At 70.6% G+C, this 14,890-nt stretch carries 11 protein-coding genes; 5 read left to right on the forward strand and 6 right to left on the reverse strand.

The window, feature by feature from the left end:
- Positions 1-51 precede the first annotated feature (51 nt).
- The 3 genes from AB0O67_RS20600 (at position 52) to AB0O67_RS20610 (ending at position 2,571) form a co-directional block, all read left to right on the forward strand.
- Positions 52-609 carry an RNA 2'-phosphotransferase gene (locus tag AB0O67_RS20600; RefSeq protein ID WP_365451997.1) on the forward strand — a complete coding sequence of 186 codons (558 nt, stop codon included), beginning with the start codon at positions 52-54 and terminating at the stop codon, positions 607-609.
- Between the two features lie 71 nt (positions 610-680).
- Positions 681-1,583, forward strand: a complete 903-nt coding sequence (locus AB0O67_RS20605) for an LLM class flavin-dependent oxidoreductase (protein WP_365451999.1) — start codon at positions 681-683, stop codon at positions 1,581-1,583.
- Positions 1,584-1,701: 118 nt separating this feature from the next.
- On the forward strand, positions 1,702-2,571 hold the full coding sequence (locus AB0O67_RS20610; RefSeq protein WP_365452001.1) for a Cof-type HAD-IIB family hydrolase: 870 nt from the start codon (positions 1,702-1,704) through the stop codon (positions 2,569-2,571).
- Between the two features lie 10 nt (positions 2,572-2,581).
- On the opposite strand, the gene AB0O67_RS20615 is transcribed toward AB0O67_RS20610, so the two are convergent.
- The 5 genes from AB0O67_RS20615 to AB0O67_RS20635 form a co-directional block, all read right to left on the reverse strand.
- Positions 2,582-3,640, reverse strand: coding sequence for a peptidoglycan DD-metalloendopeptidase family protein (locus AB0O67_RS20615; protein WP_365452003.1), 1,059 nt, complete (start codon positions 3,638-3,640; stop codon positions 2,582-2,584).
- Between the two features lie 203 nt (positions 3,641-3,843).
- Positions 3,844-5,439 carry a GAF domain-containing protein gene (locus tag AB0O67_RS20620; protein WP_365452025.1) on the reverse strand — a complete coding sequence of 532 codons (1,596 nt, stop codon included), beginning with the start codon at positions 5,437-5,439 and terminating at the stop codon, positions 3,844-3,846.
- A gap of 205 nt (positions 5,440-5,644) precedes the next feature.
- Positions 5,645-9,178, reverse strand: a complete 3,534-nt coding sequence (gene cydD, locus AB0O67_RS20625; protein WP_365452005.1) for a thiol reductant ABC exporter subunit CydD — start codon at positions 9,176-9,178, stop codon at positions 5,645-5,647.
- 51 nt (positions 9,179-9,229) lie between these two features.
- Positions 9,230-10,234, reverse strand: coding sequence for a cytochrome d ubiquinol oxidase subunit II (gene cydB, locus AB0O67_RS20630; RefSeq protein ID WP_365452007.1), 1,005 nt, complete (start codon positions 10,232-10,234; stop codon positions 9,230-9,232).
- Positions 10,235-10,254: 20 nt separating this feature from the next.
- Positions 10,255-11,760: a cytochrome ubiquinol oxidase subunit I gene (locus AB0O67_RS20635; protein ID WP_365452009.1), complete on the reverse strand. Its 1,506-nt coding sequence runs from the start codon at positions 11,758-11,760 to the stop codon at positions 10,255-10,257.
- Between the two features lie 202 nt (positions 11,761-11,962).
- On the opposite strand from AB0O67_RS20635, the gene AB0O67_RS20640 reads away from it, so the two are divergent.
- Positions 11,963-12,352, forward strand: a complete 390-nt coding sequence (locus AB0O67_RS20640) for a cyclophilin-like fold protein (protein WP_365452011.1) — start codon at positions 11,963-11,965, stop codon at positions 12,350-12,352.
- Positions 12,353-12,495: 143 nt separating this feature from the next.
- Here the strand turns inward: AB0O67_RS20640 and hisC are convergent, their stop codons facing one another.
- Positions 12,496-13,575 (reverse strand): histidinol-phosphate transaminase, encoded by a 1,080-nt coding sequence (gene hisC / locus AB0O67_RS20645; RefSeq protein WP_365452013.1) that lies wholly within the window; start codon positions 13,573-13,575, stop codon positions 12,496-12,498.
- A 418-nt stretch (positions 13,576-13,993) separates the two neighbouring features.
- Between hisC and AB0O67_RS20650 the strand changes: the two genes are divergently transcribed.
- The coding region (locus AB0O67_RS20650) for a LacI family DNA-binding transcriptional regulator (protein ID WP_365452015.1) at positions 13,994-14,890 on the forward strand (897 nt) is incomplete at its 3' end.

Consider the following 14,890-nt stretch of genomic DNA (forward strand, 5'->3'; position numbering starts at 1 on the left):
GTGGAGCAAAATCAAGTGCGTGATCCACGTCTCGCCCGGCACTCTGGAGGCATGGACGAAAGACGCACGGTGAAGGTCTCGAAGTACCTCTCGAAGCACCTGCGCCACCAACCCGAGCGGATCGGGCTCACGCTGGACGCGGGCGGCTGGATCGAGATCGAGACGCTGATCGCGGCGGCGACCGCGCACGACTTCCGGTTCACCCGCGAAGAGCTGGACCATGTGGTGGCGGCGAACGACAAGAAGCGCTTCGCCGTCGACGGCACGCGGATACGGGCCAGCCAGGGCCACAGCGTCGAGGTCGACCTCGGCCTGCCCCCGGCGACCCCACCGGCCTACCTGTACCACGGCACCGTGGCCGGCAGTCTGGACGCGATCCGCGCCGAAGGGCTCAGACCCATGAGACGCCACGACGTGCACCTCTCCGCCGACCGCGAGACCGCGACCCGCGTCGGCGCCCGCCGCGGCCGGCCCGTGGTGCTGGCGGTGGACGCGGGCGCGATGCACCGCGACGGCCATGTGTTCCAGGTCAGCGCGAACGGCGTGTGGCTGACCCAGGCCGTCCCAGCGCAGTACCTGCGCTTCCCTGAACGGCCCCAGGCTCGCTGACTCCGTGGCTGAGCAGCTACCTACGGTGACGGTTTCACGTGAAACAGAGGAGGCCGCTTAGGCTCGGATCCATGAGTCTGCGTCTGAGCACTGTGATCCTCCCGTACCGCCGTTGGCACGAGGGCGGCCGTGCGGCCTGGCAGCGCGCTGAGCAGCTCGGCTTCCACACCGCGTACACCTACGACCACCTGTCCTGGCGCAGCTTCCGGGACGGCCCGTGGTTCGGTGCCGTGCCGACGCTGACCGCGGCCGCGGCCGTCACCGACCGCCTGCGGCTGGGCACCCTGGTCACCTCACCGAACTTCCGGCACCCGGTGACACTCGCCAAGGAACTGATCTCCCTCGACGACATCTCCGGTGGCCGGATCACGCTAGGCATAGGAGCCGGCGGCACCGGCTTCGACGCCACCGCGCTGGGGCAGGAGGCCTGGACCCCGAAGGAGCGTGCCGACCGGTTCGGCGAGTTCCTGCCGCTGCTGGACCTGCTGCTGACCGAGGACGCGGTGTCGTACAGCGGCGACTACTACGCGGCGCACGAGGCGCGCAACATCCCCGGGTGTGTGCAGCGCCCCCGGCTGCCGTTCGCGGTGGCCGCGACCGGCCCGCGCGGTCTGAAGCTCGCCGCGCGCCACGGCCAGGCGTGGGTGACCACCGGTGACCCCAAGCTCTACGAGGGCGGCACTCCCGCGCAGTCGGTCCAGGCCCTTCGCCGGCAGACCGAGAAGCTCGCCGACGCCTGCGCCGAGATCGGGCGCGACAGCTCCGGCATGGACAAGGTCCTCCTCACCGGGTTCACCCCCGACCGCCAACTGCCGCTGGGCTCCCTCGACGCGTTCGTGGACTTCGCGGGGCGGCACCAGGAGCTGGGCTTCACCGACATCGTGATCCACTGGCCCATCCCGGACTCGGACTTCGTCGCGGACGAGAAGACCTTCGAGCAGATCGCGATGGAGGCCCCGGCGCAGCTGGGCTGAGCCGGCGGATTCCCGTGTGCCTGGGCCGTCGCGGGGCAACGGTGCAGGTGGGAGCGGCATGTACTCAGCTGCGCGGGCTCCCGCACACCCGTGCAGGCCCGTGCGCGAGAATGGCCGGGTGACCTCAGCGACTCGACAGCCCGAGACCCCGGCAGCCGTGGTTCCACCACGGCTGATCGCCACCGACCTCGACGGCACGCTGCTCCGGGACGACAAGTCGGTGTCCCCGCGCACGATCGCCGCCCTCGCGGCGGCCGAGGAGGCGGGCATCGAGGTCTTCTTCGTCACCGGCCGCCCGGCCCGCTGGATGGACGTCGTCAGTGACCACGTCCACGGTCACGGCCTCGCGATCTGTGGCAACGGCGCAGCCGTGGTCGACCTGCACGGCGGCCCGGGCACCCACCGGTTCGTGAAGGTGCGGGAGCTGGCCCGCGAGAACGCGCTGGACGCCGTACGGCTTCTGCGCGACGCGGCACCCGGCACGGTGTACGCGGTCGAGCAGACGTACGGCTTCTACCAGGAGCCGGACTATCCCAAGCTGCACATGGAGGCCCCCGACACCCTCGCGCCGGCCGAGCGGCTGCTGGCGCCGGACGCGCCCGGGGCGGGCGAGCCCGTGCTGAAGATCCTCGCCTATCACCCCAAGATCGACCCGGACGCCTTCCTCACCCTGGCCCGTCTCGCCGTCGGCGAGCGCGCCAACGTCACCCGGTCCAGTCCCAGCGCCCTGCTGGAGATCAGCGGCCCCGGCGTCTCCAAGGCCAGCACGCTCGCCCTGTGCTGTGCCGAGCGCGGTATCTCCCATGAGGAAGTCGTCGCCTTCGGTGACATGCCCAACGACGTCGAGATGCTCACCTGGGCGGGACAGTCGTACGCCATGGGCAACGCCCACCCGGACGTCATCGCCGCGGCCTCGGGCCGGACGGTCGCCAACAACGACGACGGCGTGGCGGTCGTGATCGAGCGGATGCTGGCGGAGCGGGCTTGACCGTCCGCGGTCAGAGGTGGACCCCTCGTGCCGCCAACCACGGCACCGGGTCCACCCCCGAGCCCAGTTCCGGGGTGACCCGTACCTCGAAGTGCAGGTGGGGACCGGTCGAGTTGCCCGTCGTGCCGGACTGACCGATCCACTGCCCCGGCACCACGGTGTCCCCCTGGCCGACGGCGACCGACGCCAGGTGGGCGTACTGGCTGTAGTAACCGCCAGGGTGCGCGACCACGATCTGGATGCCGAAGGCACCGCCGCACGACACATCGACGACCCGGCCGCCGCCCACCGACCGCACGGGCGTGCCGATCGGCACCGCGAAGTCCTGCCCGGTGTGCCGGTTCGCCCAGCGGGAGCCGCCGCTGCCGAACCGCGCGGACAACCAGTACTTCTCCACCGGCGCCACCCACGCTCGCGTGAAGGACCGGCCCGGCTGGTCGAGCCGGGCCGCGCGCCGGCAGGTGCCCGCGGCGGCCGATGTGTCGGCCTCCGCCTGCAACCGCCGGCGGGCCTCTTCGAGTTTGCGCTCGATGCCGCTCTTCAGCTCGACGAGCTCGGCGTTCCGCTTCTCCAGCGCCTTCCACTCCGCCGCGGCCCTGGCCTCGTCCGCCGCGAGCCGGGCCTCGGCGCCACGGCTCTTGCTGATGGCCTTGTTGAGCGCGGTGTCCGCCTGCTTGTGCGCCTGCTGACCGCGCATCAGCGCGTCCGGATCGTCCCCGAGTAGCACCCGTGCGCTGAGCGGGACGTCCCCACCACTGCGGTACTGGGCACGCGCGAGGCGCCCCAGGTCCTCGTGCAGTACGGCTAGCTGCCGCCGTTCGCGGTCGAGGAGTCCTTCCAGCTCACCCGCGCGCTTCCGCTGTGCCTTGGCCACGCGCCGACCCTCCTCGTACTGCCGCGTCGCCGCTGCCGCGTCCTCGTACAGCCGCGCCACCTCGGCACTGACGCCTTGATCCGCGCCGCCCCGGGCCGGGCCCCTCCCCGGCGTCTCGGTGGGCCGGGCTGCGAGCACGGCGAGCGCGCACAGCAGTGCCGGAACGAGCCAGCGGGGGCGGCGGGATGAGCGCATGCCAGCGATCCTGGCCCGCGCGGGCGCCCAAGGCCCTGTCGGAGTCGTACGCATGGGGGACCGACGCGGCCCGGATGGAGCAGCGGTACGGCCGAACAGGGTCAGAGAGCCCGCCGTCTGACTGTGCGTCGGGCGACGAGGCGTCGACACCCCCGCCGTGGCCCTGGATCAGACCCGGCTGCCCGCCACCGCCGTGCACTCCATCAGAGCGGCGTCTGCCACACCACCGTCGTGCCGCCCCCGCCCTCGCCGCTGCCCGGCCCGTGCCAGCTGGCGCCGCCGAGCGATTCCGCACGGCGCTCAAGGTTCCTCAGGCCGCTGCGCCGCCCGCCGTCGGGGATGCCGACGCCGTCGTCCGCGACGGTCAGGCGTACGCCCCGGCGGCCGTCCGGCAGGCTCGCGTTCGCGTCGACGACGACGTCGACCCGGGAGGCGCCGGCGTGCCGGAGGACGTTGGAGAGGACCTCGCGCAGGGACGCGACGAGGTTCTCCCCTGTGACGTCGTCCACGGCGGTGTCGACCGGGCCGACGAAGCGGTGCGAGGGCCTGAAGCCGAAGGGCGCGGCTGCCGCGTCGATCTCGCGCAGCACACGTGTACGCAGCCCCGACGGGGTGCCGGCGGGGTCCTGTCGAAGGGCGAAGACGCTGCTGCGGATCTCCTGGATGGTGACGTCGAGTTCGCCGACGGTACTGCCGACGCTGTCGCGGACCTCGGGCACGGCGGACTCGTCCTGCGCGCTCTCCAGCAGCGTCGCGGTGGCGAACAGCCGCTGGACGACGATGTCGTGCAGGTCGCGGGCGATACGGTCGCGGTCCTCGTACACCGCGAGCCGCTCCCGGTCGCGCTGCGCCTCTGCCATCTTCAGGGCGAGCGCGGCCTGCGAGGCGAACTGGACGGCGAGCGTGCGCTCGGTCTCACCGAACGCCCGTTCCCCGCGGGCACGCGGCAGGACGAGGACGCCGAGAACGCGACCGTCGCTCCGCAGGGGCAGCAGCATCGTCGGCCCGAAGTCACGGACAGGTCCGGCGGCCATGCGGCTGTCGGTGGCGGCGTCCGCCAGGAACACGGCCTGTCCGGCGAGAAGTTCGGCGACGACCGGGCTGACCGCCGGAATGACGGCGCCCAGGGCCTTCGACGGGCGGTCCGAGGCGACGGCGGCGATCTCCAGTCCGCCCTCGCAGGTAGGCAACAGCACCAGCCCGGCCGCCGAACCGGACAGTCGGCGGGCCTGTTCCGCCACGACCTGGAGGGCGTCGTCCGTGTCACCGCCGGAGAGCAGGGCGGTGGTGACGGCGACCGACCCGTCGATCCAGCGCTCGCCCTGCTGAGCAGCCTCGTACAGCCGGGCGTTGCCGATGGCGATGCCCGCCTCGGTGGCCAGCACCTGCACGATGCCCAGGTCGTAGTCGCTGAACGGCTCGTCGCCGCGCTTCTCGGCCAGGTAGAGATTCCCGAAGCTCTCGCCCCGGACGCGGAGGGGAACGCCGAGAAGGCCGCGCATCGGTGGATGGTGGTCCGGGAAGCCGCAGGAGCGCGGGTCCTCGGTGAGGTTCGCGAGCCGGACCGGCTCCGGGTCCTGGATGAGCGCCCCGAACAGGCCCCGATGCCCGTCGGGCAGCCGCACGATCTCCCGGGCGGTCGCCGCGTCCACACCGTGGAACACGAAGTCGGCGAGACCGCTTCCGTCCTTGGCGATCACACCGATCGCCGCGTACCGCGCGTCGGCGAGCGACGCCGCCGTCTCGCAGATCCGGTCCAGCGTCGAGTGCAGCTCCAGCCCGCTTCCGACGGACCGCATCGCCTCCAGCAACCGCTGGACGCGTTCCGCCGACTCGACGGGCAGCCCCTGGGAAGGCGGTTCGGAGGCGGGCGACGACGCAGCGGTCATAACCTGATCCTATTGATCCCTATTTGCCATGGAAACACCTGATACGGAAATGCCGAGACCGGAACCCCCGGTACTGGAGGCCCCGGTACGGGAACTCGAGCGCCGCGCCGGACGGCTAGGCCACCCCCACCAGCAGGTCCGCCTCCGCCTCCCGCTCAGCCATGGCACGCAACGGTCCCTCCACTCTGGCCAGCTCCGCGTACGGCCCGCGCTGCACCACGCGCCCCTCGTCCAGCACGATCACCTCGTCCACGGCCTCCAGCCCGGCCAGCCGGTGGGTGATGAGCAGGGTCGTACGGCCCTCGGTGGCGGCCAGCAGATCCGCGGTGAGCGCGTCGGCCGTCAGCAGGTCGAGGTGCTCGGCGGGCTCGTCGAGGACGAGGACGGGGAAGTCGGCCAGCAGTGCGCGCGCCAGCGCCAGCCGCTGCCGCTGACCGCCGGACAGCCGTGCGCCGTGTTCCCCGACGTGCGTGTCGAGTCCGTCGGGCAGACTCTCGACCCAGTCGAGCAACCGCGCCCGCCGGAGCGCGTCCCGCAGCTCGTCCTCGGTCGCGTCCCGGCGGGCGAGCAGCAGGTTCTCGCGCACCGAGCTGTCGAAGAGGTGCGCGTCCTGCGCACACAGCCCGACCAGTCGCCTTACGTCGTCACCGGCCAGGGCGTACGCGTCCACGCCGCCCAGCGTGTAGGTGCCGGCGTCCGCGTCCAGGAAGCGCAGCAGCACCTGCGCGAGCGTCGTCTTGCCGGACCCGGACGCGCCGACCACGGCGATCCGGCGCCCCTTGTCGAGCGTCAGGTCGAGCCCGGCGAGCGCGTCCCGGTCCTGCCCGGTGTGCCGGGCCGCCAGTCCCTTCAGGGCGACCGGGAACGGCGACGCGGGCGCCTGCCGCGGCCGCTCGGGTTCGCGTACGGGCTCGGGGGCGTCCAGCACCTCGTGGACCCGCTCGGCGCTCTTGCGCACCCGCTGCCGGAACTGCGCCGCGAGCGGCATCCCGAGCACGGCCTCGAAGGCGGCCAGCGGGGTGAGCACGACGGCTGCCATGGCCACGCCGTTCAGCCGGCCGTCGGCCACCGCCTGGGCACCCACAAGGGCGGCGGCCGTGACGGTCAGGCCGGAGATCAGCGCGGTGAGTCCGTCGCCGATCGCGGTGGCGGTGGCGGCCCGCGAGGCGATCCGGGTGAGCACGGCGTCGGCCTGCCGGGTCTCGGCGGTACGGACGGGCAGGGCACCGGCGACGCTCAGCTCGGCGGTGCCGGTGAGCAGGTCGGCCACGCGCGTCGCCAACACGCCTCGGCTGGGGGCCAGCCTGCGTTCCGCGCGCCGCGCCACGGTGGCGGTGACCAGCGGGACGCCGGCCCCGGCCGCGAGCAGTCCGACGGCGAGCACCGCCCCGGCCTCCGGCAGCAGCCAGCCGGTGAAGCCGGCGGCGGCCGTGGCGACGGCGACCGCGGCGCCGGCAGGCAGCAGCCACCTGAGCCAGTAGTCCTGCAGGGCATCCACGTCGGCGACGAGCCGCGACAGCAGGTCACCCCGGCGGGTCCGGTGCAGCCCGGCGGGCGCCAGCCGCTCCAGCCGTCGGTAGACGGCCACCCTGGTGTCGGCCAGCATCCGCAGCACCGCGTCGTGCGAAACGAGCCGCTCGGCGTACCGGAACACGGCCCGCCCGATTCCGAACGCGCGTGTGGCGGTCACCGCCACCATCAGATACAGCACGGGCGGCTGTTGCGAGGCCCGGGAGATCAGCCAGCCGGAGGTGGCCATGAGCCCGACGGCACTGCCGAGGGCGAGGCTTCCGAGCAGCAGGGCGAGGCCGAGCCGCCCACGCCGGGCACCGGACAGGGCACGGACGCGGGCGAGGACGCCACCGCGGGTGCCCGGCGCGGAATGGGTCCCGTCTGTCTCCCGAAGGGTTTCGGTGAACGGGTGTGTCACGGCCGGGAGCGTGGCTTCCGACGTCCGGCCGGTGGCCGGCTCGGTGGGGGAGAGGGCCTCGCCGAGCCGCCTCGCCCGGTCCGCCTCGTCCAGCCGTACCACCCGGTCCGCCACACGCAGCAGCGCCGGCCTGTGCACGACCAGCAGCACGGTCCGCCCGGCCACCAAGCGCCCCACGGCCTCCACGACTGCGGCCTCGGTCTCCCCGTCCAGGGCGGCCGTCGGCTCGTCGAGCAGCAGCACGGGCCGGTCCGCGAGGAAGGCCCGCGCGAGCGCGAGCCGCTGCCGCTGGCCGGCGGACAGGCCCGCCCCGTCCTCACCGATCACGGTGTCGGCGCCCTGCGGGAGGGCCTCCACGAACGCGAGCGCCCCCGCGTCGCCCAGCGCCCGGGCTACGGCCGTGTCGTCCGCGTCGGGGCGGGCCAGCCGTACGTTCTCGGTGATCGTCCCGGCGAACAGGTGCGGCCGCTGCGGCACCCACGCGATCCGCGACCGCCACTGCGCCAGATCGACCTCGGCGAGATCCACTCCCCCGATCCGCACCCGCCCCTCGGCCGGACGCACGAACCCCAGCAACGCGTTCAGCGATGTCGACTTGCCCGCACCGCTCGGCCCGACGAGTGCGACCGTCTCCCCGGGCGCGACGGTGAACGTCACGTCGGACAGGGCGTCCGTGGCCCGGCCCGGGTACCGGACGGTCACTCCCTCGAAGGACAGCGCACCCGCCGGCGGGGTCCGTGTTCCCGACGCCGGTACGGGCGTCTCCAGGACAGCGAAGATCTCCTCGGCCGCGGCGAGCCCCTCGGCCGCCGCGTGGTACTGCGCGCCCACCTGCCGCAGCGGTAGATACGCCTCCGGGGCGAGGATGAGGATGACCAGACCGATGTAGAGGTCCATCTCGCCGTGCACGAGGCGCATGCCGATCGTCACGGCGACCAGCGCGACCGAGATCGTGGCGAGCAGTTCCAGCGCGAACGACGACAGGAACGCGATGCGCAGCGTCCGCATCGTGGCCTGCCGGTATTCATCGGTGATCCGCTTGATCGACTCTGCTTGTGCCTTGGCCCGGCCGAACACCTTGAGAGTCGGCAGTCCAGCGACGACGTCCAGGAAGTGCCCGGACAACCGGGCGAGCAGCCGCCACTGACGGTCCATCCGGGACTGGGTGGCCCAGCCGATCAGCACCATGAAGACCGGGATCAACGGCAGGGTGCCGACGATGATGGCGGCGGAGACCCAGTCCTCGGTGACGATCCGCGCCAGCACGGCCACGGGCACGACCACCGCGAGTCCCAACTGCGGCAGATAGCGTGAGAAGTAGTCGTCGAGAGCGTCCACCCCGCGTGTGGCGAGGGCCACCAGGGATCCGGTGCGCTGCCCGCTCAGCCAGCCGGGGCCCAGCTGTGCGGCACGCTCCAGCAGCCGTCCCCGGAGCTCCGACTTCACCGCCGCGCCGGCGCGGTGCGCGGCGAGTTCGGTGAGCCAGGAGATCAGCGCGCGGCCGCAGGCGACGGCCATCAACAGGGCCAAGGGAGTGCGGAGTTCGGCGACGGACATGCCGTGCTGGAACGCGCCGACGACCGTCTCGGCGATGAGCATGGCCTGAGCGATGACGAGCGAGGCGCCGACGGCACCCAGACCGACGACCGCCACGAGGAAGAGCCGGGTGGCGCGGGCGTAACGCAGCAGACGCGGATCGATGGGTTTCACGTGAAACATGCCCTTCAGGCCCATGGGGTGTGTTTCACGTGAAACACACCCCAGCCGGACTCAGTGTGCGGGTTCGGCAATGTGCTGAGTGCCGATCCGCTTACGGAACACCCAGTACGTCCACGACTGGTAGAGCAGGACGATCGGTGTGGCGATCCCCGCGCACCAGGTCATGATCTTCAGGGTGTACGGGCTCGACGAGGCGTTGGTGACCGTCAGGCTCCAGTCCTCATTGAGCGAGGACGGCATGACGCTCGGGAAGAGCGACAGGAAGAGCATCGCGACGGCGGCGACGATGGTGACGCCGGAGAGCGCGAAGGACCAGCCCTCGCGCCCGGCCTGGTTCGCCACCAGGGCGACGACGAGTGCGGCCACCGCCACCACCAGGGCGACCAGGCTCTTGCCGTTCCCGCTCTCGATCTGCGTCCAGAGCAGGAAGAGCAGCGCCAGCGCGGCGGTCACCAGACCGACCCGAGAGGCCAGCTCGCGGGCCCGTTCCCGGATGTCGCCGGCCGTCTTCAGGGCCGTGAACACCGCGCCGTGGAAGGTGAACAGGGTCAGCGTCACCAGGCCGCCGAGCAACGCGTAGGGGTTGAGCAGGTCCCCCAGGCTGCCGACGTACTCGAAGTCCTGGTCGATCTTCACGCCCCCGACGATGTTGCCGAAGGCGACACCCCACAGGAACGCGGGGATCAGCGAGCACCAGAAGATCGCGTGCTCCCAGTTGCGCTGCCAGTTCTCCTCGGGCCGCTTGGCCCGGTACTCGAAGGCGACACCGCGGACGATCAAGCAGACCAGGATGAGCAGCAGCGGCAGGTAGAAGCCCGAGAAGAGTGTCGCGTACCACTCGGGGAAGGCGGCGAACGTGGCACCACCGGCCGACAGCAGCCACACCTCGTTGCCGTCCCACACCGGGCCGATCGTGTTGATCAGCACCCGCTTCTCGGCCCGGTTCCGGGCCAGCAGCTTGGTGAGGACGCCGACCCCGAAGTCGAAACCCTCCAGGAAGAAGTAGCCGGTCCACAGGACGGCGATCAGGACGAACCAGACGTCGTGCAGTTCCATGACTGTGCAGCTCCCTCGGCCTAGTAGGAGAAGGCCATCGGCTTGTCGGCGTCACGGAGGTCGCCGCCGATCTTCGTAGGCGGATTCAGGTCGGCCTCCGTGAGTTCGGGCGGGCCGGCCTTGACGTACTTCACGAGCAGCTTGACCTCGATCACGGCGAGGACGGCGTAGAGCGTCGTGAAGACGATCATCGAGGTGAGGACCTCGCCCAGGGAGACGCCGGGGGAGACCGCGTCGCGGGTCTGGAACAGGCCGTAGACGACCCACGGCTGGCGGCCCATCTCGGTGAAGATCCAGCCCCAGGCGTTGGCTATCAGCGGGAAGGCCATCGTCCAGACCGCCACCAGCCAGTACAGGCGGGTGAGCCGCGGCCGCAGCGGCTTCCTCAGCAGCACCAGATGCGGCACCTCGTCCTCCCCGGTCCGCGACGCGACCGGCAGCAGGAACTTCTTTCGCGTGAGCCACAGCCCCAGCAGTCCGATGGAGAACGACGCCATACCGAAGCCGATCATCCAGCGGAAGCCCCAGTAGGCGACGGGGACGATGGGCTTGTAGTCACCGGGGCCGTACTTCTCCTGGAGGGCCTTGTTGGTGTCGTTGATGCCCGGCACGTACGACTCGAAGTCGCTGTGGGCCAGGAAGGAGAGCAGACCGGGTATCTCCAGGGCGACCTTGTTGTGGCCCTTGTCGACGTCCCCGTACGCGAACACGGAGAAGGGCGCCGGCTCCTCGCCGTCCCACAGTGCCTCGGCGGCGGCCATCTTCATCGGCTGCTGCTCGTACATGACCTTGCCCAGGGTGTCTCCGCTGACCGCGGTGAGCAGGCCGCCGACCGCCACGGTGACCAGGCCGAGCCGGAGGGACGTCCGCATCACCGGGATGTGCTTCTTGCGCAGCAGGTGGAAGGCGGCGATGCCCACCATGAAGGCGCCACCCGTCAGGAAGGCCGCCGAGAAGCTGTGGAAGACCTGGTTGAGCGTGGTGTTCTGGGTCAGCACGACCCAGAAGTCGGTCAGCTCCGCGCGGCCCTTCTCCTCGTTGATCCGGTAGCCGACCGGGTGCTGCATCCACGAGTTCGCCGCGAGGATGAAGTACGCCGACAGCAGGGTGCCGATCGAGACCATCCAGATGCAGGCCAGGTGGATCCTCTTCGGCAGCTTGTCCCAGCCGAAGATCCACAGCCCGATGAAGGTGGACTCGAAGAAAAACGCGATCAGGGCCTCGAAGGCGAGGGGCGCCCCGAAGACGTCACCGACGAAGCGCGAGTAGTCGGACCAGTTCATGCCGAACTGGAACTCCTGCACGATGCCGGTGACGACACCCATGGCGATGTTGATCAGGAAGAGCTTGCCCCAGAACTTGGTCGCCCTGAGGTACTTCTCCTTCTCGGTGCGCACCCATGCGGTCTGCAGGCCGGCCGTGAGGGCGGCGAGTGAGATCGTCAGGGGAACGAACAGGAAGTGGTAGACGGTGGTGATGCCGAACTGCCATCGCGCCAAGGTTTCCGGCGCCAAAGCCAATTCCACGTCGTCTCTCCTTACATCGCCGTGGACACTGCGGCAGTTAGCCCCTTTTGCCCTACACATCCAAGGCAATCGGGACGAGCTTGTGAACGCGTTCACATTCACAAGCCATTATGACGCACAGATGCCCGACATCCGAAAGGGGGTCCCCCTATGTCGCGTCAACCCCTTGGCGGCAACTTCAACATATTGTTGAATTGATGGCATGCAGACGCAGCTGACGCAGATCTGGATCTCCTGGCCCTCGGGGCACCTCACCGCGACCCTCGATGACACCCCGACCACGCGGGCCCTCATCAAGGCACTGCCGCTCACCTCCACGGCCCACACCTGGGGCGAGGAGGTCTACTTCGACACGGGCATCGCCGTTTCACGTGAAACGGGCGCCCGTCAGGTCGTCGAGCCCGGCACGGTGGCTTTCTGGACCGACGGTGACGCCCTGGCACTCCCCTACGGGCCCACGCCGATCTCCCAGGGCGAGGAATGCCGTCTGGCCAGTCCGTGCAATGTCCTCGGCCACATCGACGGCGATCCCCGCCTGCTCGCCACGGTTCACCACGGCGATCCGATACGGGTGGAGATCGTGGACGTGTGATCGCTGAGCGGGCGCGATCCGTTCAAGGTCGGGGCGACCGCTCCTTCGGCTGTGCCGACGCGGTCGCCACCTCCCCCCACCTCAGAGGTTCTCGAGCCCCACCTCAGAGGTTCTCGAGCCCCTCTCCCAGAGGTTCTCGAGGATCAGAGGTTCTTGACGAACCCCTCCGTCACCTTCAGGAAGATGTCGTTGCCCTCGGTCTCACCGATCGTCACGCGCACACCCTCACCAGGGAACGGCCGCACGATCACGCCCGCCTGCTCGCACGCCGCCGCGAAGGCGACCGTGTGCTCACCCAGCGGCAGCCACACGAAGTTCGCCTGGGTCTCCGGAACCGGCCAGCCCTGGTCGCGCAGCCCTTCGGCCACACGGTTGCGCTCACACACCAAAGACCCGACCCGGCCGAGCAACTCGTCCTCGGCCCGCAGCGAGGCGATCGCCGCCTCCTGCGCGAGCCGGCTCACCCCGAACGGAACCGCCGTCTTGCGCAGCGCGGCGGCCACCGGCTCACGGGCGATGGCGAACCCGACGCGCAGTCCGGCCAGGCCGTACGCCTTGGAGAACGTCCGCAGCACACAGACGTTCGGCCGCTCCCTGTACAGCTCGACGCCGTCCGGCACCTCGGGGTCGCGGATGAACTCGCGGTACGCCTCGTCGAGCACCACCAGCACATCACTGGGCACCCGGTCCAGGAACCGCTCCAGCTCGGCCCGCCGTACGACCGTGCCGGTGGGGTTGTTGGGGTTGCAGACGAAGATCAGCCGGGTCCGGTCCGTGATCGCGTCGGCCATCGCGTCCAGGTCGTGCACGGCGCCTGACGTCAGCGGCACCTGCACGGACGTGGCGCCGCTGATCTGCGTGATGATCGGGTAGGCCTCGAAGGAGCGCCAGGCGTAGATCACCTCGTCGCCGGGCCCGCTGGTGGCCTGCACGAGCTGCTGGGCGACGCCGACCGAGCCGGTGCCGGTGGCCAGGTGGGACACCGGGACGCCGAAACGGTTGGCCAACTCGTTCACCAGGTCCGTGCAGAACATGTCCGGGTAGCGGTTGAAGGACGAGGCGGCGGCCGTCACGCTCTCCATCACGCCCGGCAGCGGCGGGTACGGGTTCTCGTTGGAGGACAGCTTGTACGCCACCGGGCCTTCGGCCGCGGCCGGCCGGCCCGGCTTGTAGGTGGGAATCCCCTCCAACTCGGCGCGCAGCTTCGGGCTCGTCTCGCTCACCGCAGTCCTCCTCACGACCACCGGCGGCCCCTGACCGCCGCCGGCTTCCAATGCTTCTCACCTTATGAGGATTCGGCGCGACTGCGTATGGGTGGGGCCAGACCACATCAGTCCCACTGGCATCAGGGGCATCACCGTATGAAGGCGTACGAATCAGGGGGCGCGCCGCACATATATCTACGCGCCGGTGGCTCACGCCCTGGCGCGCATCGCCCGGTCAGGTGAGTTGAGACCTCTTCGAAACATCGGGGTCTTGGCAGGTGGGTGCACGCCGACAAGTCACGTACTTCAATATGTGACGTCAACTCCCTTGAATTCTAAGGCATTTGACTCCATATGACCTTGCAGAAACGTACCTGTCAACGTGTGCATATGCGTCCGCCCTACCCCACCGCATGAGCCCTACTATCGGCTCGCCATGACAGCAGCAGGGAAGCACCAGGTGAGCCGCGCGGAAACCTCTCGTCGAGGAAGTCGGCCGGGCCGGGCGGGCATCAGAGACGTGGCCGCCGCAGCCGGGGTCTCCATCACGACCGTCTCCGACGCCCTCAACGGCAAGGGGCGGCTCCCCGACGCCACCCGACGCCATGTCCGCGAGGTCGCCGACCGGCTGGGGTACCGCCCCTCGGCCGCGGCCCGAACCCTCCGTACCGGCAAGTCCGGCCTGATCGGTCTGACCGTGACGACGTACGGGGATGAACCTTTCACCTTCACGGAGTTCGCCTACTTCGCCGAGATGGCCCGCGCCGCCACCTCGGCCGCGCTCGCCCGTGGCTACGCACTCGTCATCCTGCCCGCGACCTCACGTCATGACGTGTGGTCGAACGTGGCCCTCGACGGCACCGTCGTCATCGACCCGTCCGACCAGGACCCGGTCGTGAGCGAGCTGGTCAGGCAGGGTTTACCGGTCGTCTCCGACGGCCGCCCCGCAGGATCCCTGCCGGTCACCGCCTGGGTCGACAACGACCACGAGGCCGCGGTGCTCGGCATCCTCGACCACCTCGCCGAGGCCGGCGCCCGCCGGATCGGCCTGCTGACCGGGACCACGACGGACACCTACACCCACCTGTCCACCACGGCGTACCTGCGCTGGTGCGAGCGTGTCGGCCAGACCCCGGTCTACGAGGCGTACCCGGCGCACGACCCCTGTGCCGGAGCCGTCGCCGCCGACCGCCTGCTCGCCCGGCCCGACCGGCCGGACGCCGTCTACGGTCTGTTCGACCCGAACGGCACCGACCTGCTCGCGGCCGCCCGCCGCTACGGGCTGCGCGTACCGGACGATCTGCTGCTGGTCTGCTGCAGCGAGTCCACCGTG

Origin of the sequence: Streptomyces sp. NPDC086077, assembly GCF_040686175.1 — a bacterium.
Taxonomy (GTDB): domain Bacteria; phylum Actinomycetota; class Actinomycetes; order Streptomycetales; family Streptomycetaceae; genus Streptomyces.